Consider the following 20402-nt stretch of genomic DNA (forward strand, 5'->3'; position numbering starts at 1 on the left):
GGCCCTGCGGCCCTGCGGCCCTGCGGCCCTGCGGCCCTGCGGCCCTGCGGCCCTGCGGCCCTGCGGCCCTGCGGCCCTGCGGCCCTGCGGCCCTGCGGCTCGACGGCTCGACGGCTCGGCGGCTCGGCGGCTCAGTGGCTCAGTGGGCGAAGCCGGTGAGCGTGGTCTTGCCGATCGCGGCGCCGGACTCCTGGCGTCGGTGCGCCTCGCGCAGGTTCGCCGCGTCGACCGGGCCGAGGTCGACGGTGGCCGTGGTGGTGAGGACGCCGTCGTCCACCAGCCGGGCCACCCGCTCCAGGATGCGGTGCTGGGCGTCCAGGTCGGCGGTGCCGTGCAGCGAGCGGGTGTACATGAACTCCCAGTGGAACGAGATGCTCTTCGACTTGAGCACCCCAAGGTCCAGCGGCCCGAAGTCGTCGATGGCCACGACCTGGCCGAACGGGGCCAGCACCTCGGCGTACACGGGGAGGTTGCGGTCGGTGCCCACCGTGCTGAACACCAGGTCCACCCCGCCGGGCGCCACCTCGGCGAGCTGCCCGGCCAGCGGCCGGTGGTGGTCGACGATCGCGTGCGCGCCCATCCGGCGGGCGAACTCGGCGCTCTCCGGCCGCGAGGCGGTGCCGACCACGGTCAGCCCGGTGAGCGCGCGGGCCAGCTGGGAGACCATCGCGCCGACCCCGCCCGCCGCCGCGGTGACCAGCAGGGTGCCGCCGTGGTCGGGGGCGACGGCGGAGCGGCCGAGCCGCTCGAACAGGCCCTCCCAGGCGGTGAGCGCGGTCAGCGGCAGCGCGGCGGCCTCGGCGAACGACAGCGAGGCGGGCTTGTGCCCGACGATCCGCTCGTCGACGGCGTGGTACTCGGCGTTGGCGCCCGGGCGGTCGATCGCCCCGGCGTAGTAGACCTCGTCGCCGACCTCGAACAGCTCGACCTCGGAGCCGACCGCGACCACCGTGCCGGCCGCGTCCCAGCCCAGGACCTTCCACTCGCCGCCCGGGTCGACGTTGCGGCGCACCTTGTGGTCGACCGGGTTGAGGGCGACGGCCTCCACCTTGACCAGCAGGTCGCGGGGGCCGGGCCGGGGGACGGGCAGCTCCACGTCCTCAAGGCTCCGCCCGTCCTCGACGGGCAGGCTGGCGCGGTAGGCCACGGCGCGCATGGTCGCGGGGATCTCGTACTGGCTCATCACGGATGTCCTTCGTGCGGTCTTCGCTCTGGAGGGGCCCCTGACATGGGCGGACGCGGTCCCGGGCGTCCCGGCCGGGCACCGGCCCCGGGGCCGTCACGACGACGGTACGCAACGGGTAGTGGTAACCCGCAAGGGCACCTAGTTCCCTTTGGGTACTATGACAATATGACCCAGAAGGTGACCCTGGCCCCCGCCTCCGCGCCCTCCCTCGCCTCCGCCGTGCCGAAGGACGTGTACGCCGCCGCCTGCCCCTGCCGCGACCTGCTCGACCTGCTCGCCAACAAGTGGAGCGCCCTCGCCCTCGGCGCCCTGGAGGAGGGCCCGCAGCGCTTCGGCGCCCTCCGCACGCGCCTCCAGGGCGTCAGCCCCAAGGTCCTCACCCAGACCCTCCGCCGACTGGAGGACCACGGCCTGGTGGACCGCGAAGTCTTCCCCGAGGTCCCGCTGCGCGTCGAGTACAGCCTCACCGACCTCGGCCGCGACGCCTGCGCCCCCCTCGCCCACCTCCGCACCTGGGTCGAGCACAACATCGAGCGCTTCCCGGCCACCGCCTGACCCGCCACCGCCTATCCGCTTGTCCGGGCGCCGGACGAGCGGCCGCGGCCGGGTTCACGCCGGGTGTCCGGCCTCCACGTCGTCGACGTCCCGGAACGACAGCACGCCGGCGGCGGGGCCGCTCACCCGGGCGTACAGCGGTTCGAGGAGGAACCCGGTGTGGTCGCCCCAGTCGGCCCGGTCCAGGACCCGGCCGACGAAGCGGGCGGGGACGTCCGTGAGCAACGGCACGCCGCCGGGGCCGTACTCCCAGCGGACGGCCGAGAACTTGTCCACCTCGTCCCCGGTACGGCCGCCGAACAGCTCCGCGAGCCCCCGGTCGCGCGGCAGCAGGTGGACGGCCATCGTCCGGGCGCGCAGCGCCACCGCATGGGTGTGGTTCGCCTTCGAGATCCACACGACGAACCGGGCCGGGGCGATCGAACTCTGCCCGGCGAAGCCCACGAGGCAGCCGGACCGTTCACCCGCCGCGGCCGCCGTGACCACGTACACCGGATAGTCCAGCAGGTCGAGGAACCGCTCGAAGCCGTCCACGGTCACGGTTCCTCCTCCATGGCGTGGCGCGAGGCCGGTGAGACCGCGCGTGGCGGGCCGGGCACCGGCGACGGCCGGGATCCGCCGGCCCCCGACCGGAGGGTGACCTCCTCGCCGGACGCACTGCCTCCGCTCCGGCGTACCCGGATGGACGGTTGGCGCCTGCCCAGCGGTGGCGGCCGGAAACGCTCCCGCCCGGTTGACGGTCGAGGCGGCCTTCCCCCGACCGGGGAGCGGGAGGCTCAGCGCCCACCCGTGACGACGTCGGAGCCACCCGTCCCGTGCCGCTCCAGGGTCTCCTTCATGACCTGCGCGCCCCGGACCACGCGCAGCCGGACCTGCTCGGCCACGCCATGGGGCAGGACGTCGGTGGTCCAGCGGAGCCGGCAGCGGCCGGGCCCCTCGGGGAGGACCTGGAACGAGGCGTGGTGATGGGTCAGCGGGATCCGGAACCCCTCGACCGCGGAGTAGGCGAGCCGGCGCAGGTCGTCGTCCACACCGACGATCAGCTCCCGGATGACCGCGCCCCCGGGCACGGTCAGGTACCGGACGTCGCCGTCCATCCGGGTGCCCAGGACGTACCCGGGGACGAGGCGCTCGTGCACGGCACCCACGTCCCGCACCGCGTCCCAGACCTCCTCGGCTTCGGCCTCGATCACGACGTCCTCGATGATGGTGGCGATGGTCCTCGTCCCCCCTCGTACGGTGCCCCCACGGCACGGGACCCGAAGCCCCGCCCCTCGACCGCACCCTACTGCGTCCGCCGGCGGTCGAGGGCCGGCGGTCGCCACGCCGGCCCGGGAGAGCGGGGGCACTAGGCTGCGGGCCGGGGACGGTCAACGGGCTTAGGGGGACGGGATGCTGACGGAGCAGGACCTGACGGCACCGGAGCGGCGGATATGGCAGGCGTGCCTCACCGGCGAACGGGTCGACCTGTCCAGTGGTGACCCGTCCGAGGACGATCCGGCCCTCGGCGCGTCCTGGGGCGACGGACGCACGGTGCGCGCCGAGGTGATAGCGGCCGCGCTGCTCGGGGTGCCCGGCCAGGGCGGTCCGGTACGGGCGGTGCGCCTGGCCGGGGCCCGGGTCACCGGGCGGCTGGACCTGGGCGGCGCGGCCACGGTCTGCGAACTGCGCCTGGAGGGCTGCCACTTCGAGGACTGTGTGGTGCTGCGGGAAGCCTCCCTGAAGTCCACCGGAATGGTCGGCTGCCGGATCCCCGGACTGGACGGCTGGCTGCTGAAGGTCGACGGCAACCTCTTCTTCCAGGGCTCGGTCATCGACGGCCGGCTCACCCTCACCCGGGCGCACATCGTCGGCGAACTACGCCTCAGCGGAGTGCGGTTGACCGCCACCGAACTGCTCGACGTCCGCGTACCGGGCAGTCCGGCCGACAACGCGGGCGCCTGGGCGCTGTGGGCCGGCGGGCTGGTCATGGAGGGCGGTTGCTTCGCCCGCGACGGCTTCCACGCCCGTGGCGGCCTGCGACTGGTCGGCGCCCGGTTCGGCGGCGGTCTGTTCATGGAGAAGGCCCGGATCGAGAACCCCGGCGGCGACGCGCTCACCGGCGACGACCTCACCGCCTCCACCCTCATCCTCAGTGACGGCTTCACCGCCACCGGATCGATCCGGCTCCCCGGCGCGGCCGTCCGCAGCAGGCTCTCCCTGGACGCCGCCGTGCTCGACGGCGGCGCGGTGGCCCTGGACGGCCGTCGGCTCACCGCCGGCGACCTCCAGCTGACCCCGGCCGCCGTCCCCGTCGGCGCCGTCGACCTCCAGGACGCGCGGGCCGTCGTCCTGCACGACAACGCCCGCAGCTGGCCCTCCGACACCCGCCTCGACGGCTTCACGTACGGTTCCATCCAGGTCCCGGCCGCCGGACCGGAACCCGTCGCCGACCGGCTGGCCTGGCTGGCCCGCCTCCCGGGCTACTCCCCGCAGTCGTACGAGCAACTCGCCGCCTGGTACCGGAAGATCGGCCACGACGACGACGCCCGGCGGGTGCTGTTGGAGAAGCAGCGCCGTCGCCGCCGCACCCTCGGCCCGTCCGGCCGGCTCTGGGGCCGCCTGCTGGACGCCACCGTCGGTTACGGCTACCGCCCCTGGCAGTCCGTCCTGTGGCTCGCCGGCCTCGCCCTGATCGGCACCCTCGCCTTCAGCCGCGGCACGCCGCACGAGGTCAAGCCCGGCGAGGGCGTCCCGTTCAACCCGCTGGTCTACACCCTCGACCTGCTCGTCCCCGTCGGCGGCCTCGGCCAGCGCACCGCCTGGTACTGGACCGGCCCCCAGCAGTGGTTCGGCTACTCGCTCATCGCCGTCGGCTGGCTCCTCACCACCGCCGTGATCGCCGGCATCGGCCGCACCCTCAACCGCACCTGAACCGGGAGCCTCCCCGGGGCAACCGCCCAGGGACCTCGTCCATGATCGAAATTGGCTGGCGGCGGGTGCCCGGGCCCGGCATGATTCCCGCCGTGCACGAGGACGGGAATCACCGCGGACGGACGCGGTACACGCTGGTCGACACGGCGGACGGCAGCGCCTGGGGCGGCTGCGGCGAGGTGGAGGGGCTGTTCGGGGAGCCCGATCACGGGACGTACGAGCTGCGCGGCTGGGTGCCGGAGGCCGGGGACGTACGCGGCTGGCTCGGGCGTCAGGTGTGGCTGGTGCCGGAGGACGAGGAACTGGACGAGTGGCGGCTGGCGGACGCCCGGAGCCCCGGGCCGGCGCCCGGCACGGCGGACGGCCTGCTGCTGACCGGCCTGGACGACTACTGCGGCCCGCCCGAGGCGTACACCGGCCCGGTCAGGGTGCACGACGAGTACCGGTGGCTGGGCTCCTGCCGGGAACTCGCCCGGGTCCGGCCCGCCGTACGGCCGGCGTCCCCGTGGGTCCTGCGCGGGTTCGCGCCGGGTGATCGGCTGCGGGAGGCCCTGGCGAAGGCCGCCGGGCGGCCGCTGACGCTGGAGCAGGCGTCCCTGGAGCTCAGGGACGACCGGGGCGAGCGGCTCACCGACCGGCTGCTCTGGGCCGTGGTGAACGACTGGCGCCCGTCCGCCCTCGGACCGGACCTGATCGACCTGGAGCTCGACGGCGGCTACCTGGAGCCCGAACCCGACCAGGTCCGGCACGTCCGGGAACGCTGGTTCGCCGGGCCGCCGGACACCCCGGGCGCCTGGGCCGGCCTCGACACCCGGCACCGCGGGGCCTGGCACGACCTGGTCCGGGAGCGGGCCTGCCGACGCGACGCCCACGACCGGCCGGCCGGACACGCCTACGAACTCGACGGCCGGCACGTCACCGACGAGCCGGGCCTCTGGCTGGCGCTCGGCGAGGCCGTGAACGGCCCTGGCGGCTACTTCGGCGGCGACCTGACGGCCCTCCACGACTGCCTGGGCGGCACCTTCGGCTACACCCGCCCCGGGACCCTGCTCTGGCACGACTCCGCGACCGCCCGCGCCCACCTCTCCGGGGTCATCTGGCCGAACGGCGAGCGCGGCGACCTCTTCGGCGCCGTCCTCGCCACCCTCGCCGAGAGCGGCCTCCACGTCACCCAGGCCTGAGCAGACACCGCCCAGGGCCCATCCGGCCTGTCCGTGGCTGAGGCCATCGTCCTCACCGCGCCGCCGAGTTCGTCGCGGGACGGGCACTACCGCCGGGTGCTACTCGGGGGTAGGGTGCGGGCCCGTCGCGAACCTGGGGGAGTGGTATGGACGCCGTCGTGGGATTCGACCCCGTCGTCGAGCACGAGAGGACCCGCGCCGCCTTGGCGGCCGTGATCGGGCGGCTGGAGCGGCTGCTGCGTGACGTCCCCGACCCGGGGGCCGCGTCCGGGGTGCCCGTGTGGTCGGTGGGGGACGTCGGCTCGCACCTGGCGGTCGTGTTCGTCGCGTACTGCTCCGCCCTCACCGGCGAGGGTCCGGAGTGGGACGACATCCTCCCGCCCGAGGACGGGCCGTTCGCCGAACGGATCGCGGCCCTGAACGCCAAGGCCGTCGGCCTGTTCGGCGCCTCCGAGCGCGCCCGCCTCGGCGAGATCGTGGCCGAGCAGGGCGAGACCTTCCTACGGGTCACCGAGGGGCTGGCGCCGGACGCACCCCTCGCCACGCCCTGGTACGGGAAGGCGCAGGTGCTCACCGTGGCGGCGGCGACCGGGTTGCTGCTCAGCGAGAGCCTCGTGCACGGCCTGGACATCGCGCGCGGCGCCGGCCTGCCCTGGGAGATCCGCCCGGACGAGGCCCGGCTGGTGTTCGGGCAGACGATGCCCACGATGATGCCGCTGGCCCTGGACACGGTGCGGGCCCGGGGCGTCAGCCTCGCGTTCGACCTGGCGATCCAGGGCGGGCCGCGACTCGCGGTGGTGGTCGACGGCGGGCGGGCGACGGTCACGCGCGACGCCGCACCGCGGGTCTACGACTGCCGGATCACGGTGGAGCCGGTGACCTTCCTGCTGGTGTCCTTCCGGCGGACGCCGATCTGGAAGGCGGTCGCGCTCGGCCGGATGCGGGCGGGCGGCCGCAAGCCGTGGCTCGCCGGGCGCCTGAGCAAGCTCATCGCCGCGCCCTGAGGAGGTCCGGGGCCCGCCATGCCGGGACGCGCACACACGGTGGCCGCCGCCCGCGTCGTGCGGGCGGCGGCCACGGGGTCGTGCGGGGTCGGTCAGCCCTTGGTGTGCTCGGAGGCGTTCAGCCAGGCGACGTGCGGGCCGACGAGGCCGACGCCGGCGTTACCGGTGGACAGCTCGCTCTTGGAGGAGGGCAGCGGCGGGTAGGGCCAGCCGAAGGCCATGGCGGTGGAGGGGGTGGCGAGTGCCACGGCGGCGGCCAGGGTGGCGGTCACGGCGAGCTTGGGGAGGAACCCTCGCACCGTCATGTCGGTGTCCTTCCGGTCGTTGGTGGTGGTGTGCCGGCCCGGGGGGCGTGGCGCCCCGGGCCGGCGAGGGGCTCCCGGAGGAGCCGCCGGAGCGACGTTGGCACACAAACTCCGCCCGCCCGCCATCCGGCGCGCGCGGACGGGTGAACGGCTGGACCGCCCGGATGAGAGGTGTACCCGTCCGGCCCAATCCCGGGCCCGCGCCCAATCCCGGGCCGGGCCGAGCGGGCCGGGGGAGGAGTCGGGGCCGCCGAGGAGTACGCCGGCCGCGGCCGGGCACACGCGGGCGCATGGCACCGAACCGCGACCCCGACCCCGGCCGCCCCGACCGCGGCACGGGCACCGCCTCCGGCACCGCCCCGACGACCGGCCCCGGTCCGGAACGCCCGACCGAGATCCCCCGGCGGGGCTGGTGGGCGGTCCTCAAGCGGACCGGCCGGGAGTTCATCGTCGACGAGCTCCCGGACCGGGCCGCCGCGCTGACCTACTACGGCGTCCTGGCGATCTTCCCCGGCCTCCTGGTCCTCATCTCCGTCCTCGGGCTGATCGGTCCGGGGGTCGTCGAGGCGCTGCTGGCCAACGTCCAGGCCATGGCGCCGGGGGCGGTCCGGGACGTCCTGGTCTCCGCGATCGACCAACTCCAGCGCAGCCGGGCCACCGGCGGTGTCATCGCCCTCGTCAGCCTGGCCGGCGCGATCTGGTCCGCCTCCGGGTACATCGGCGCGTTCATCCGGGCCGGCAACGCGGTCTACGACATCCGCGAGGGCCGGCCCCTGTGGAAGACCACCCCGTTGCGCCTGGCCCTGACGCTGCTCACCATGGTGCTGCTCGTGGTTTGCGCGGTGATCGTGGTCTTCAGCGGACAGCTGGCCCAGGAGGCCGGCGACGTGCTCGGCATCGGCGGTACGGCCCTCACCGTGTGGAGCTACGTGAAGTGGCCGCTGCTGCTGGTCCTCGTGTCGCTGATGATCGCCGTGCTGTACTGGGCCGCCCCGAACGTCCGCGGCCGCACCCTGCGGTGGATCACTCCCGGCAGCTCCCTGGCGGTGCTGCTCTGGATCGTCCTGTCCGCCGGATTCGCCGTCTTCGCGTCCAACTTCGGCTCCTACAACCGGTTGTACGGCACCCTCGCCGGCGTCATCGCCTTCCTGGTGTGGCTCTGGCTGACCAACCTGGCGGTCCTCCTCGGGCTGGAGTTCGACGCCGAACTCGCCCGGGAGCAGGCGATCCGCTCCGGTACCCCGCCCGCCGAGGAGCCGTACGTGGAGCCCCGCGACACCCGTACCTGGCCGGACGAGGACGATCCGACCCGCCCGGGCGGGCCCTGACCGCAGGGCCCTGAACCACCGGGCCCTGACCGCCGGGTCCGCCGGGCGGGGTGGCGCCTACCGGGCCTCGAGGGCGGTGACGAGGCCGGGGAGCTGGCCGGTGGCGGTGATGAGGGCGAGGTGGTCGTGGTAGTCCCGACTGTGGACGATCAGGCCGTCACGGACCCGCAGGACCTGGATGTTGGGGGCGTCGAAGGTGTGCCCGGTGGTGCGGTGGCGTACGTGGTAGTCCCACTCGGCGACGACCACCTCGGGGTCGTCGGTCTCGCGGACGACCACGTTGCGGGCGGTGAGCCGGAGGGGCGAGTGCTCGGCGAGGCCCTCGAAGCGTTCGGCGAGGGCGGCCCGGCCTTCGAGGCGGCGCGGTCCGACCGGTTCGAAGAGGGGTTCCACGACGGTGTCCTCGGCGTAGAGGCCGGCCAGCCGGTCGTACCGGCCGGTGGTGATGCGGTCGAGCAGTTGGTGGAAGACCTCGCGCGGAGAAGGCGTTTCGGACATGATCAACCCCCGGGTACTAGTCTGTCGTTTGAATCGGACTGGTGACTCCGTTTTCGACGATACGGACTGGTGACTCCGTTTGTCCAGGGGGTGGCGACGCCTCGCACGGGCGACGGCGAGGCCTCGTACGGGAGAGGTGAGTGGGATGAGCGGCGCTCAGGCGCGCCCGCTGCGGGCGGACGCGGCGCGCAACCGGGCCAGGCTGCTGGACGTGGCCACGGAGGTCTTCACGACCCGCGGCGTCGGCACACCGGCCGAGGAGATCGCCCGCGCCGCCGGCGTCGGGGTCGGGACGCTCTTCCGGCACTTCCCGACGAAGGAGGCCCTGCTGGAGGCGGTCATGGTCCGCCGGCTCGACGGCATCGCGACCGCGCTCGCGGAGCTGACCGCCGACGCCGACCCCGCCGAGGGACTCTTCGACGCCTTCCGGCTGGTGGTCGAACGGTCGGCCGGCAAGGACGAGTTCACCCGCGCCCTCGCCGCCGCCGGCGTCGACGCCCACGCCTCCCTCCACGAGGCGAGCGCCGTCATCCGCACCCGCCTGGCCGACCTGCTCGCCGCGGCCCAGCAGGCCGGCGCGGTCCGCCCCGAACTGCGCATGGAGGACCTGATCGCCCTCCTGGTCGGCGCCACCACGGCCACCGAACACCTCGCGGCGGACCCGGCGGCCCGCCGGCGCGTCCTGGACGTCCTCCTCGACGGCCTGCGCCCGCGCTGACCGGGCGTCGTCCGCGCCCAGCGGCTCGGCGCCCGGTCGTCCGAGGTCCACGTCACCTGATCGGACGACCGCCGGGCGAGTCCATCGCGTGTGGCGCGCTCTCAGGGCAAGGATCGTGTGTGCGCGCCCCGGTTGGAGCGCCGCGCCGACTTCTTCCCCTCCCGAGGAGACGCCCCTCATGGCACCGATCCCCAACGGCCCCTACGGAATCGCCAAGCACGGCGAGCAGTACCTGACGCTCCAGGAGGAGAAGGCCCCCGCGGTCGTCCTGGAGCCGACCGGTCAGCCCGGTGAACAGGAGTGGCACGTCGAGGGCCTCTCCAACGGCTACGTCACCATCAAGAACCTGCGGCACGGGACGTACCTCAGCTTCGACGGCGTTCCCGAGATCAACAAGATGCTCCGTGGTTCCTCGCAGCCCACCGAGTGGCAGCTCCGGCAGTCCGCCGAGCCGTTCCTGTTCCACGTCGTCGTCCCCGGCGGCCCGATCGACGGCGTCGAACTGGTGGTGGACCTCAGTCTGCTCCGGATCTTCCCCCCGATGACGGCGCTGCGTCCGCTGGAGCCGCAGAACATCGACCAGGCCTGGCGCTTCGAGTTCCACGAGTAGGACTCGGCCGCCGGCTGCCGGCCGCCGCCGTCCCGCTTCCGTTCGTGGAAGGGGCGGCGGCGGCCCTTTGGAACGGCCCTGACGGCGGCCTTCGTGTGGTTTCCGGGATCAGGTCGAGGTCACCGGTGCCCAGGCGCTCGCCGTGGTCGGCGAAGACCTCCTGCGGGGTGCGGCTCATCGGGCGAGCTCCAGCAGTGCGGCGGTCGCGAAGGCGTGGTCCTGCTCGGGGGCGCCGCCGCCGATGCCGAGGGCGCCGATCAGACGGCCGTCGCGGTGCACGGGGACGCCGCCGGCGATGAACAGCAGCGGCCGGTCGAGCGCGGTGGGCAGGGAGTGGAACGGTCCGTCCGGCCGGACGAGGTCGACCAGGTCGGCGGTCGGCGCGTCGAGCTGGAGCGCCGTGTACGCCTTGCGGGTGCTCGTCTCGCCGGAGATCAGGACGGCCCGGTCGTCGCGGCGGAAGGCCAGTGGGTGCCCGCCGGCGTCCAGGACGGTGACGCTGACCGCGACCCCGGCCGCCTCGGCGGCGGCCCGGGCGGCGCCGACCAGGGTCTCGGCGTCGGCGGTGGTGAGCGGGGTGACGGTGGTGGTGCTCATGGTGGTGCTTCTCCAGGAGTGGGGGAGGGGGAGCTCAGTGGTGGACGAGTGCGCGGGCGGGAGCGGTGACGGGCTCGCGGACCGCGGTGCGGCGCTCCAGGGCGGCGGACCACAGGGCCAGGACGAGCGCCGCGGCGGCCAGGGCGGCGCCGACCCAGTTCGGGGCGGTGTAGCCGAGGCCCGCGGCGATGACCATGCCGCCGAGCCAGGCCGCCAGGGCGTTGCCGAGGTTGAACGCCCCGATGTTCACGGCCGAGGCCAGGGTGGGGGCGCCGTGCGCCTGGTCCAGCACCCGCTTCTGCAACGGCGGGACGGTGGCGAAGCCGAGCGCGCCCACCAGCAGGATGGTCACCGCGGCGAGGACCTTGTCATGCGCGGTGAGGCTGAACAGGGCGAGCACCACGGCCAGGCCGCCCAGGCCGGCGTACAGCATCGGCATCAGCCTGCGGTCGGCGAACCGGCCGCCGATCAGGTTGCCGAGGAACATGCCGACGCCGAACAGGACCAGCAGCCAGGTGACCGCGCCGTCCGAGTAGCCCGCCACCTGGGTCATCATCGGGGCGATGTAGGTGATCGCGGCGAAGACGCCGCCGAAGCCGAGCACGGTCATCGCCATCGCGAGCAGCACCTGCGGGTTGCGGAACGCGGTCAGTTCCCGGCGCAGGTGGGCGCCCTCCGGCCGCGGCAGGTCGGGGACGAGCCTGACGATGCCGAGCAGTCCGACCACGCCGAGCGCGGCGACCACGGCGAAGGTGGTGCGCCAGCCGACGGCCTGGCCGATGAAGGTGCCCAGCGGCACGCCGACGATGTTGGCGACGGTCAGCCCGGTGAACATGGTGGCGATGGCGCCGGCCTTGCGGTCCGGTGCGACCAGCTCGGCGGCGACCACCGAGCCGATGCCGAAGAAGGCGCCGTGGGCCAGTGAGGCGACGATCCGGCCCGCGAGCATCACGCCGAAGGTCGGCGCGGCCGCGGAGAGCAGATTGCCGGCGATGAACAGGCCCATCAGCAGCATCAGCATCGTCTTGCGGCTGATCCTGGTGCCGAGCACCGTCATCAGCGGCGCGCCGATGACGACGCCGATCGCGTAGCCGGTGACGAGCAGACCGGCGGTGGGGATGGAGACCCCGTAGTCACCGGCGATCTCGGGCAGCAGGCCCATGACCACGAACTCGGTGGTTCCGATCCCGAAAGCCCCGATGGCCAGGGCGAGGAGCGCGAGAGGCATGATGCGACCCTTCGAGCGATTGTTGGTGCGCCTTACGTGCTTCGACAATAGTTGCAGACGCGCGATAAGTGCAAGTGCGGGCAATCTGCCCCGACATTGATCTTGTGCCCGGGTGGCGCTTCGGTGCCCCGGCGGCGCCGAGGGCGGATGCTTGCGTAGGCGCTATATGAGCCTTGGCCGATAGTTCCGGCCAAGGCTTATCCTGGAGTCCTGTCGTCCCCGGAAGGAGACCCGCGCCCATGACCGCCACGGACCCCGCGCTGACCGCCCTCGCCAACGGGTGGGCCGCGCTCTCCCTCCTGCACGGCCGGATCGAGGCGCACGTCGAACGCGCCCTGCAGTCCCGGCACGACCTGAGCGTGCGCGAGTACTCGCTGCTCGACGTCCTCAGCCGCCAGCACGACGGCGTGGGCGGACACCTCCAGATGAAGCAGGTCGCCGACGCGGTGGTGCTCAGCCAGAGCGCCACCACCCGCCTGGTCACCCGCCTGGAGGACCGGGGCCTGCTCTCCCGCTACCTGTGCCCCACCGACCGTCGCGGCATCTACACCAACGTCTCCGAGGACGGCCTGAAGCTGCTCGAAGAGGCCCGCCCGACCAACGACTCCGCCCTCCGCGAGGCCCTCGACGAGGCCGCCAGGAACCCCGAGCTGGCCCCCCTGGTCACCGCCGTCGAGGCCATGAACCCCCCGGTGCCTGTCCGCCTGCCCTGAACCCGGCGCCCCCCGGCGCGGCCGGGGAGTTCCCGGGCTCGGAGCACCCGTTGGCGGAGGAGCCACTGGAGGGGCTGAGGCCGGTCTCCTCGCGGAACCTGCGGGTCAGGGTGCGCACGCCGGTCCGGGCGTGGGCGGCGAGGTCGTCGCGGGTGAGCGCCAGGTCCAGCCGCTCCAGTGCCCAGGCGCGGGGCGCACCGCTCTCGGTGGGCCTCGGGTAGGCCCGGCCCCTGAGTTCCCTCAGGGTGCGGGTACGCCGGAAGGACCAGGGCGCGGGGGGACGTACGGATCATGACCGGGGCCTGCTGATCCTCCGTCGAGGCGACGACGGCCCGGACGGAGGCGTGATGTCGTGGGACGCGTCGGGGAACCCCGGCGCGCACCCCGCGCACCACCACAGGAGACGCCTCGTGAACCAGCCCCTCCCGCCCCTCCCGTGCCGTTCGGGCTCCCTGCGCGGGAGGACGGTGGCCGCCGCCGTCGCCGTCTCCGCCGGGGCGCTCGCCGCCGGTCTGCTCGCCCCGCCCTCCGTCGCCGCGGCGGGCCCGGCCCCGGTCGCTCCGGCCGCCCCTGCCGCTCCGGCCGCTCCCGCCGGGTCGCAGGCCGTCCGGCAGAGCCTGAACGCGCTGGTGAGCGAGGACGGCGCACCCGGCGCGCTGGCCGCCGTCAGCGACCGGCACGGCCGCACCCGCACGTACACGGCGGGCGTCGGCGACCTGGCGACCGGCGCGCCGGTGCCCAGGGACGGCCAGGTGCGGATCGGCAGCAACACCAAGACCTTCACCGCCGTGGTCGTGCTCCAACTGGTCGGCGAGGGGAGGATCGACCTGGACACCCCGGTCGGACACCACCTGCCCGGTCTCCTCCGGGGGGAAGGGATCGACGGTGACCGCATCACCGTCCGTCAGCTCCTGCAGCACACCAGCGGACTGCCCAACTACACCCTGTACCTCGGCGACGACGTCCGCCGGTACGAGCCCCGGGAGCTCCTCGACATCGCCCTGCGGCACAAGGCGGACTTCCCGCCCGGGACGGACTGGGCGTACAGCAACACCAACTACGTGGTGGCCGGCCTGATCGTCCAGCAGGTCACCGGCCACTCCCTCGCCGAGGAGATCGAGCGGCGCATCGTGCGACCGATCGGGCTGCGCCACACCTACTTCCCCGCCCCCGGTGACGCCGGGATCCGGGAGGCCCACCCCAAGGGCTACTACCGGGAGTCGGCGGGCACGCCCCCGCGCGACGTCACGGAGACGGACCCGTCCTGGGCCTGGGCGGCAGGCCAGATGATCTCCACCACCTCGGACCTCAACCGGTTCTTCACCGCCCTCCTGGACGGCCGGCTCCTCGCGCCGGACCAGCTCGCCCAGATGCGCACCACCGTCCCCGCCGGACGCCCCTTCACCCCCGGCACCGGCTACGGGCTGGGCCTCACCAGCACACCCCTGTCGTGCGGCGGCCTCCTCTGGGGCCACGGCGGCAGCATCCCCGGGTACGAGACCCGGGGCGGCGCCACCGACGACGGCCGCGCCGCCACCGTCACGGTCACCGTCCAGCCGTCCGGCGAGGCCGCCACCCGTCACCTGGAGGCCGCCGTGGACACGGCCCTCTGCCCCTGAGGGGCCCGGCGGCGTCCGAGGGTCGGCCCCGGTGGCTCCGGAGGGGACCCGCTACACCGTCAGACCCCGTAGGCTGGGCGCATGGCGGCTCCGAACGGGACCTTTCGGGTCGACGTGCTGCAAGGCCTCCTGACCGGCCTGTCCGCCTCACCGGTCACGGTCGAGCGCATCGAGCACATCGAGCCGTGGGCCGTGACCCGGGTTCGGCTGCGCGGCGGCTCCGCGCTCCCGCGATCCGTCGTCGTCAAGCGGGTGCCGGACGGGCGCCGCGGCGCGCGGACCGCCCCGTGGCGGTTGCGGACCGAACTGGCCGCGCTCCGCTTCCTCGACGAGGACCTCGGCCTCGGCCTCACCCCTCGTGTCCTCGCCGCCGCCGACACCACGGCCCGGCTGCTCGTCCTGGAGGACCTCGCGCCCCGCGTCCCCCTGGACCAGTTGCTCAGACGTGACGGTGCGGCAGCGCACGGCGACCGGCTGGCCGCCTTCGCCCGCGCTCGGGGCGCGCTGGGCGCGGCCACCGCAGGCCGGGCCGACGCCTACTACACCCGCCGCGCCGCCCTGGGACCGGTCGATCCCGCGGGGGACCTCGCCGGACGGTTCGCCCCCCTCCGCGAGGAGGCGATCCGGCGGGCCCCGGCACTCGGAGCGGCCCCGATCACCGGCCGGGTGGCCCGCGAACTCGCCTCGGCCATGGCGGAGTTGGCCGCACCCGGCCCCTTTCTCGCCCTCAGCAACGGGGACGCGGAGGCCAACAACACCCTGCTCCGCCCCGGCGGACCGCCCGACGTCCGCCTCATCGACTTCGAATTCGCCGGCTACACCCACGCGCTGACCGACGCCGTCTGCCTGTACGTACCCGGCCCCGGCTGGCTCACGGTCGGCGACCCGACCACCTCCGGCCTCGCCGACCAGTACCGCCGTGCCCTGGCCCGCGGCATCCCGCAGGCCGAGGATGACCGCCGCTACGGTCGCGGCCTCGCCGCCGCCTGCGTGTCCTGGGCACTGATCCGCCTCCAGCGGTGCACCCTGCTCGACACCCGCCCACCGGGCGACCCCAGCCGCCCCCAGCTCATCGCCACCCTGGAAGCCGCCGCACACACCGCCCGGACCCACCGGGCCCTGCCCCACCTCACCACCTGGCTCCACCGCACCGCCGCCGCACTGCGCCGCCGCTGGCCCGACGCGGACCAGGACTTCACCGACCCGGCCCGCTTCCCGCCCTACCGGGCACGCTAGGCCTTGTCTGACAAGCCCTGGCCCGGCGGCGGCCGGGTGGATGAGCGGGCCCCGCACACCCGTTCCCGAGCTCGCGTCGGATCTCCGACGGGATTGGTCATAGTGTCGGATTGACGGCCGCGAGCTTCGATGGTCCGCCGGACGGCGCGCGCGGCGAGTGGGTAGCGTCCGTGGTCCCATCGGTCGGCGGAAGGCAGTCATGTACCGGGAACCGCGAATCGATCTCGACGCCCATGTGGGGGCCGTGCTCACCGGCCTGACCGGGGCGCAGAAGGACTACCTGCGGGGGCCGTCGAACCAGACGCCCACGGACGCGCAGGCCCTCGACGAACTGGAACAGCTGCGCGGCGTCCTCCAGCGGGCGCTGATCGAGCTCGACCTCGACCGGCCGCTGAACGAGGAATCCGCCTCCCAACTGGCCTGGCACGTCAGGGCGGTAACCGGAGAGATCCGGCAGGTCACGGAGGGCCACGGGCGACTGCCGGGCATCCAGGCGCGGCGCGCGCTGTTCGGGTGGGCGCAGGGCGAGGGCAGCACGGCCTGGGCGGCGGTGGCTGACCTGCGCAGGCGGCTGGTCGCCCTGCTCCAGGCGCGGGACGCGGCCGACGCGGCCGCCCAGCAGTCCCAGCCGCCCCGCCAGCGGCAGGCGCCCGCGCCGCTCCCGCCCCGCGGCAACCACGAGATCCTCCTCGACGAACTGTCCAAGGTCCTCGGTCACCCCGGGCCCAAGGGCGACGCCCCGGCGGTCAAGGCGATCCTGGTGCTGGGCGGCCAGGCCTACCGCGGCCAGAACGACGGCACCGGGCTGCTCCAGGTGACGTACGACGTGGTGGTCAACCGGGTGGACCGGCTGGAGTCCTGGACCGTGGACGGCTGCGCCGAGGTGCGCGCGCTCGACCGGTTCGTCCACGCGCAGGGCCTCGCCTCCGAGGACCTGGTCGTCGACGCCTTCCGGAAGTCCCCGGTGGCCTTCCCCGACGGCTGGATCGCCGCCATGGACGCCCGGGGCCGCGACGGACGGGTGTGGGTGAAGCGCACGCCCTGCGCCAACTGCCAGCAATGGCTGCGCGCCCTGGGCATCCAGGCCGACACCCAGGGCAGCCACATGTGAGGCAGCACGCCCGCGCGTGCGCGGCCGCTACCGGCCGAGGACGCGCGGGCCGACGACACCGAGCGCTCCGTCCGACCGTGCGGGAGCGGCGACCGTCCGACCGGTCGCCGCCCCCGCTCCTGCGCGCTCGCCCCGTTATTCGAAGGCGAGCACGGAAGGCCGGTCGTAAGCTGCTGGGCGACCGCAGGACTGCCGGAGGGGGCGGGCGTGGAGGGCGAGTTCGCCGAATTGATCTGCGACTATCTGCCGCACAGGGTCGTCGTCACGGACACCGGTCCGCAGCGGATCGAGGTCGTGAAGGTCCTGCGTAGCCGGCTCGGGCTCGGCCTGTGGGATGCCAGGTGCCTCATCGGCCACCTGCCGGTGATCATCCTCGACGACGTCCCGGAGTACGTCGCCGCCGCCCTCGTGGCCGCCCTGCGCGACGCCGGTGCCGAGGCCCACGCCGAGCCGGCCCCGTAGCGACCGCCGGCGTTGGGGAGCCTACGGGTCCCGGCGGGTGGGCATCCGGCGCGGTCATCGGCAAGGTCCTTGCGCCGCGCCCCGTCGGTGGGATCGGAGTCATTCCCGTCCTGAAGGAATCGACCCGGCAGACGTCCTGCGTGAGATCCAGACCGGGAGATTCACCGTGGAGAACTTCCGGAAGCTCATCGCCCAGCCGAAGAACCGGGAGGATGCAGTCGTCGAGGCGACTTCCTCTTCCGGGCCACGGGCCGCTCAGTCGGAGACCTGGACCGGCACGCGGGCGAAGCCCTCCGTCCAGTGGTCGTGGTCGAGGTCGTACTCTCCGATCAGGAAGCAGTCGGGCTCGTCGGCGAAGCCCGGTAGGAGACGCGCGCGCCGCATCCGGTCCTCGGCCGCGGCCTCGGAGGAGTAGATGCCGAGCAGTTTGACGTCGTCGCCGTCCTGCTCGTCGACGAACACCTCCCCGTCCTCGAGGTGGACCGTCTCGCCGTCGGGGCCGGCTTCGTTCTGGTGGCCGATGTGCCAGAGGGGATAGACCTTCACCGGCGCAGGCTACCCCGGGCCCCGCACGGGGCGTGCCGGTCTCCACCCCTGACCGCCCCGCCGCCATGCCGCCGCCTCACCGGTCCGGCGAACGCCGGCGGTTCCTACGGCGCCGGGAGCGTGCTCGCCAGGAGCACGTGGGCGCCCGTGCCGGTGAGGATGCTCAGCAGCGCGTTGCGGCGCCACAGGTGGAGGCCGGCGGTGACGGCCAGGGCGACCAGTGGGGCCAGCGCCTGAGGGTGGGTGGGGGACAGGTCCCGCAGGCAGTAGGCGAGGAGGATCACCATCACGCCGGCGGGCATCCGGGTGCTGAGGTACCGGAGCGTCCTGCTGGCGCGCAGCGGTGTCAGCGCGGCGAAGGGCAGGGCGCGCAGGGCCCAGGTGACGGCGGCGGCGATGAGGACGGCGACGACCAGGTGGCGGGTGTCAGGCACGGCCCGGCCTCCTGGCGGTGGTGAAGCGGCGGGCCAGCAGCGCGGCCGTGAACAGGGCGAAGGCGGCCGGCAGCATCTGGCCCGGGAGGAGCAGCCGGGCGGCCAGCGCGCTGAGCAGGGCGATCGCGGGGGTGGCCGGGTCGCGGCCGAGTTCGCGGACGGCGTCGATGGCGAGAACGGTGAACAGCGCCGTCAGCGCGAAATCCAGGCCGTGGACGCTGTCGGGGATGAGGGAGCCGAGGGCGGCCCCGGCGACCGCGCTGCCGGCCCAGTACAGGTGCAGGATGAACTGCAGCCACAGGATCCGGCGGCCCGACCACGAGCGGGCCCGCTCCCCGGTGGTCAGCGCGTACGCCTCGTCGCACATGGCGAAGGTGCTGTACAGCTTCCCGGCGCGGCCGCGTACCCGCTCCAGCGGGAAGGACAGTGCGTAGAACACGTGCCGGACGTTCACCAGCAGCGCGGACACGGCGATCGCCGCCGGCGGGGCGACGGCCGTGACCAGGCCGATGAGCAGGAACTCGAAGGATCCGCCGAAGGCGAGCGCCGCGGACAGTCCGGCCCACCACCAGGGCAGGCCGGACTGCGTCACCAGCGCCCCGAAGGCGAGCCCGAGCGGGACGAACCCCAGGCCCACGGAGGCGGAGTCCTTCAGTGCCGCCCGCGCCTCGGACGGCCGCCGGGAGGCGGGGGCGGACGCGTCGGCGAGGGCGGACGCCGCGGCCGGGGCGAACGCCGGAGCAGGGGCGGGCTCGGCTTCAAGGGCGCGTGTGGGTGGGGGTGCGGCCGCGGCCCGCGGCCGGCCACCGGCAACGGCAGGAGGTGTTCCCATGCGGACATTTTAGAAGAATCAGCACCTTATATGGTTGCCGATGATGGCGCTACGATCACCCCGTGAGCAATGAAATCAGCTTTGATGCCATCGATCGTGAAATTCTGTTCCACCTGAGCCAGGACGGGCGGCTGACCAATGTCGAGCTGGCCAAACGGGTCGGCCTGACCCCGCCGCCCTGCCTGCGCCGGGTCAAGCGGCTGGAGGAGGCGGGCGTCATCGCCGGCTACCGGGCCGTCATCGACCCCGAGGCCCTGGGGCACGGGCTGGAGGTCCTCGTCGACGTGGAGATCTACGCCCAGGACCGCAAGACCCACGAGGAGTTCGAGGCCATCGTCGCCTCGTACGAGGAGGTCGTCGAGTTCCGCCGCATGTACGGGCGCCCCGACTACTTCATCCGCGTCGCGGTCGCCGACCACGCCGCCTACGAGGCATTCCTCACCGGCAAGCTCAGCGGCCTGCCCGCCGTGCTCCGCCTGGAATCCCACCTGACCATGAAGGAGATCAAGCCCAAGCGGTAGCGACGGCACCTGCTGACACGGGCACCGGCACCCGGCCGTCCGGCCCCGTCGGCCCGTGGCCGCAGAGGGGGTCCGGCGACCGGGCCGTCACGGCAGGTCCCAGGCGGAGGTGTTCGCGTACCCCGACGCCGGCGGGACGGTGAAGGTGTTGAGCGGCCGCGCGAACCAGGAGGGGTCGACGGTGGCGCCGATGACCCGTTCCATCAGCCCGAAGATCCTCACTCCCCAGATCTCCGTCGGATCGTCCACGTCGATCAGCCCACGGCACCATTCGGCGTCCCAGCGGGGGTCCCCGGGCCGCAGCGGTTCGATCGGTCCGTAGTGCTCCTCGTAGACCACGAGATCGCCGTCCACGGCGTAGTGAACGGTGTCGCCCCCGTTGACGTCGATCTGCACACCGAAGCACCGACCACCGTGCGACAGCTCCCGGACGACCCCGGGGACCGCCATCGTGCAACCGCGGCCCTCCACCAGGAACACCAGGTCACCGACCGTGCCGACCCCGATCAGGTCCTCCTCCCGGCCCGGCTGGTCCCGCTCGTCCAGGGACTGCCGTACGGTCAGGGGCCTCCCGCTCCCCGGGGCGGCGCGCAGCCGACGGACCACCTCGTCCCGGCCCACCCCGGAGACCACCGTGACGATCGGCCAGATGTAGTCCTCCTCCAACCCGTTGATCCACGCGAAGCGCCCCGCGGCGTCCTCGGCATCCGTCAACCCACGCATGTCAGCCCTTTCGGCAGCGGCCCGCGAAGGCCGGTCGTCACGTCAGTCGAGCCAGACCAGCACGGCGTCACCGGCGATCGCG

At 73.9% G+C, this 20402-nt stretch carries 23 protein-coding genes and 1 pseudogene; 13 read left to right on the forward strand and 11 right to left on the reverse strand.

From position 1 onward, the window contains the following. Positions 1-139: 139 nt before the first annotated feature. Complete coding sequence (locus tag ACWEQL_RS21235) at positions 140-1183, reverse strand: zinc-binding alcohol dehydrogenase family protein (RefSeq protein WP_452151833.1); 1044 nt, start codon at positions 1181-1183, stop codon at positions 140-142. 168 nt (positions 1184-1351) lie between these two features. Between ACWEQL_RS21235 and ACWEQL_RS21240 the strand changes: the two genes are divergently transcribed. Continuing rightward, positions 1352-1741, forward strand: coding sequence for a winged helix-turn-helix transcriptional regulator (locus tag ACWEQL_RS21240; RefSeq protein ID WP_452151834.1), 390 nt, complete (start codon positions 1352-1354; stop codon positions 1739-1741). Between the two features lie 54 nt (positions 1742-1795). Here the strand turns inward: ACWEQL_RS21240 and ACWEQL_RS21245 are convergent, their stop codons facing one another. Together ACWEQL_RS21245 and ACWEQL_RS21250 are read right to left on the reverse strand one after the other, a co-directional pair. Beyond that, on the reverse strand, positions 1796-2281 hold the full coding sequence (locus ACWEQL_RS21245) for a flavin reductase family protein (protein ID WP_452151835.1): 486 nt from the start codon (positions 2279-2281) through the stop codon (positions 1796-1798). Positions 2282-2517: 236 nt separating this feature from the next. After that, a complete protein-coding gene (locus ACWEQL_RS21250) occupies positions 2518-2934 on the reverse strand; it encodes an SRPBCC family protein (RefSeq protein WP_452151836.1) in 417 nt (138 codons plus the stop codon). Between the two features lie 199 nt (positions 2935-3133). On the opposite strand from ACWEQL_RS21250, the gene ACWEQL_RS21255 reads away from it, so the two are divergent. The 3 genes from ACWEQL_RS21255 (at position 3134) to ACWEQL_RS21265 (ending at position 6839) form a co-directional block, all read left to right on the forward strand. Further along, positions 3134-4654, forward strand: a complete 1521-nt coding sequence (locus ACWEQL_RS21255) for an oxidoreductase (RefSeq protein ID WP_452151837.1) — start codon at positions 3134-3136, stop codon at positions 4652-4654. An 80-nt stretch (positions 4655-4734) separates the two neighbouring features. Then, positions 4735-5835: a barstar family protein gene (locus ACWEQL_RS21260; protein WP_452151870.1), complete on the forward strand. Its 1101-nt coding sequence runs from the start codon at positions 4735-4737 to the stop codon at positions 5833-5835. A gap of 146 nt (positions 5836-5981) precedes the next feature. Beyond that, entirely contained in the window at positions 5982-6839 is an 858-nt protein-coding gene (locus tag ACWEQL_RS21265) for a maleylpyruvate isomerase N-terminal domain-containing protein (RefSeq protein WP_452151838.1), read from the forward strand. A 92-nt stretch (positions 6840-6931) separates the two neighbouring features. Here ACWEQL_RS21265 and ACWEQL_RS21270 read toward each other — a convergent pair whose 3' ends face one another. Then, positions 6932-7144 (reverse strand): hypothetical protein, encoded by a 213-nt coding sequence (locus ACWEQL_RS21270; protein WP_452151839.1) that lies wholly within the window; start codon positions 7142-7144, stop codon positions 6932-6934. Between the two features lie 290 nt (positions 7145-7434). On the opposite strand from ACWEQL_RS21270, the gene ACWEQL_RS21275 reads away from it, so the two are divergent. Beyond that, positions 7435-8472 carry a YihY/virulence factor BrkB family protein gene (locus ACWEQL_RS21275; protein WP_452151840.1) on the forward strand — a complete coding sequence of 346 codons (1038 nt, stop codon included), beginning with the start codon at positions 7435-7437 and terminating at the stop codon, positions 8470-8472. Between the two features lie 57 nt (positions 8473-8529). Here the strand turns inward: ACWEQL_RS21275 and ACWEQL_RS21280 are convergent, their stop codons facing one another. Continuing rightward, on the reverse strand, positions 8530-8970 hold the full coding sequence (locus ACWEQL_RS21280; RefSeq protein ID WP_452151841.1) for a nuclear transport factor 2 family protein: 441 nt from the start codon (positions 8968-8970) through the stop codon (positions 8530-8532). A gap of 145 nt (positions 8971-9115) precedes the next feature. Between ACWEQL_RS21280 and ACWEQL_RS21285 the strand changes: the two genes are divergently transcribed. Continuing rightward, positions 9116-9688 carry a TetR/AcrR family transcriptional regulator gene (locus ACWEQL_RS21285; protein WP_452151842.1) on the forward strand — a complete coding sequence of 191 codons (573 nt, stop codon included), beginning with the start codon at positions 9116-9118 and terminating at the stop codon, positions 9686-9688. A gap of 178 nt (positions 9689-9866) precedes the next feature. Continuing rightward, the gene (locus ACWEQL_RS21290; protein ID WP_452151843.1) at positions 9867-10298 is read left to right on the forward strand and encodes a hypothetical protein; all 432 of its coding nucleotides are present in this window, start codon (positions 9867-9869) and stop codon (positions 10296-10298) included. Between the two features lie 174 nt (positions 10299-10472). On the opposite strand, the gene ACWEQL_RS21295 is transcribed toward ACWEQL_RS21290, so the two are convergent. Both ACWEQL_RS21295 and ACWEQL_RS21300 read right to left on the reverse strand, forming a co-directional pair. Continuing rightward, positions 10473-10895 (reverse strand): GlcG/HbpS family heme-binding protein, encoded by a 423-nt coding sequence (locus tag ACWEQL_RS21295; protein WP_452151844.1) that lies wholly within the window; start codon positions 10893-10895, stop codon positions 10473-10475. Positions 10896-10929: 34 nt separating this feature from the next. Next, a complete protein-coding gene (locus ACWEQL_RS21300; RefSeq protein WP_452151845.1) occupies positions 10930-12123 on the reverse strand; it encodes an MFS transporter in 1194 nt (397 codons plus the stop codon). Between the two features lie 239 nt (positions 12124-12362). Here ACWEQL_RS21300 and ACWEQL_RS21305 point away from each other — a divergent pair, with 239 nt between their 5' ends. From ACWEQL_RS21305 to ACWEQL_RS21325, 5 genes and pseudogenes are all read left to right on the forward strand, one after another. Beyond that, positions 12363-12836 carry a MarR family winged helix-turn-helix transcriptional regulator gene (locus ACWEQL_RS21305; RefSeq protein ID WP_452151846.1) on the forward strand — a complete coding sequence of 158 codons (474 nt, stop codon included), beginning with the start codon at positions 12363-12365 and terminating at the stop codon, positions 12834-12836. Between the two features lie 467 nt (positions 12837-13303). Beyond that, entirely contained in the window at positions 13304-14455 is a 1152-nt protein-coding gene (locus tag ACWEQL_RS21310; protein ID WP_452151871.1) for a serine hydrolase domain-containing protein, read from the forward strand. Between the two features lie 81 nt (positions 14456-14536). Continuing rightward, positions 14537-15691: a hypothetical protein gene (locus ACWEQL_RS21315; RefSeq protein WP_452151847.1), complete on the forward strand. Its 1155-nt coding sequence runs from the start codon at positions 14537-14539 to the stop codon at positions 15689-15691. Between the two features lie 199 nt (positions 15692-15890). Then, complete coding sequence (locus tag ACWEQL_RS21320; RefSeq protein ID WP_452151848.1) at positions 15891-16802, forward strand: hypothetical protein; 912 nt, start codon at positions 15891-15893, stop codon at positions 16800-16802. 207 nt (positions 16803-17009) lie between these two features. Next, a pseudogene (locus ACWEQL_RS21325) lies at positions 17010-17237 on the forward strand (ribosomal protein L7/L12); the annotation flags it as partial. 282 nt (positions 17238-17519) lie between these two features. On the opposite strand, the gene ACWEQL_RS21330 reads toward ACWEQL_RS21325, so the two are convergent. The 3 genes from ACWEQL_RS21330 to ACWEQL_RS21340 all read right to left on the reverse strand — a co-directional run bounded on the left by ACWEQL_RS21330 (position 17520) and on the right by ACWEQL_RS21340 (position 19076). After that, positions 17520-17810, reverse strand: a complete 291-nt coding sequence (locus ACWEQL_RS21330) for a DUF7336 domain-containing protein (RefSeq protein WP_452151849.1) — start codon at positions 17808-17810, stop codon at positions 17520-17522. Positions 17811-17914: 104 nt separating this feature from the next. Then, positions 17915-18244 (reverse strand): branched-chain amino acid transporter permease, encoded by a 330-nt coding sequence (locus ACWEQL_RS21335; RefSeq protein ID WP_452151850.1) that lies wholly within the window; start codon positions 18242-18244, stop codon positions 17915-17917. Next, positions 18237-19076, reverse strand: a complete 840-nt coding sequence (locus ACWEQL_RS21340) for an AzlC family ABC transporter permease (RefSeq protein WP_452151851.1) — start codon at positions 19074-19076, stop codon at positions 18237-18239. The genes ACWEQL_RS21335 and ACWEQL_RS21340 overlap by 8 nt, the downstream gene beginning before the upstream one ends. A 62-nt stretch (positions 19077-19138) precedes the next feature. Between ACWEQL_RS21340 and ACWEQL_RS21345 the strand changes: the two genes are divergently transcribed. After that, a complete protein-coding gene (locus tag ACWEQL_RS21345; protein WP_452151852.1) occupies positions 19139-19597 on the forward strand; it encodes an Lrp/AsnC family transcriptional regulator in 459 nt (152 codons plus the stop codon). 87 nt (positions 19598-19684) lie between these two features. Here the strand turns inward: ACWEQL_RS21345 and ACWEQL_RS21350 are convergent, their stop codons facing one another. Beyond that, a complete protein-coding gene (locus ACWEQL_RS21350; protein WP_452151853.1) occupies positions 19685-20320 on the reverse strand; it encodes a DUF6461 domain-containing protein in 636 nt (211 codons plus the stop codon). Positions 20321-20402: the final 82 nt, after the last annotated feature.

This window comes from Kitasatospora sp. NPDC004240 (assembly GCF_053603215.1).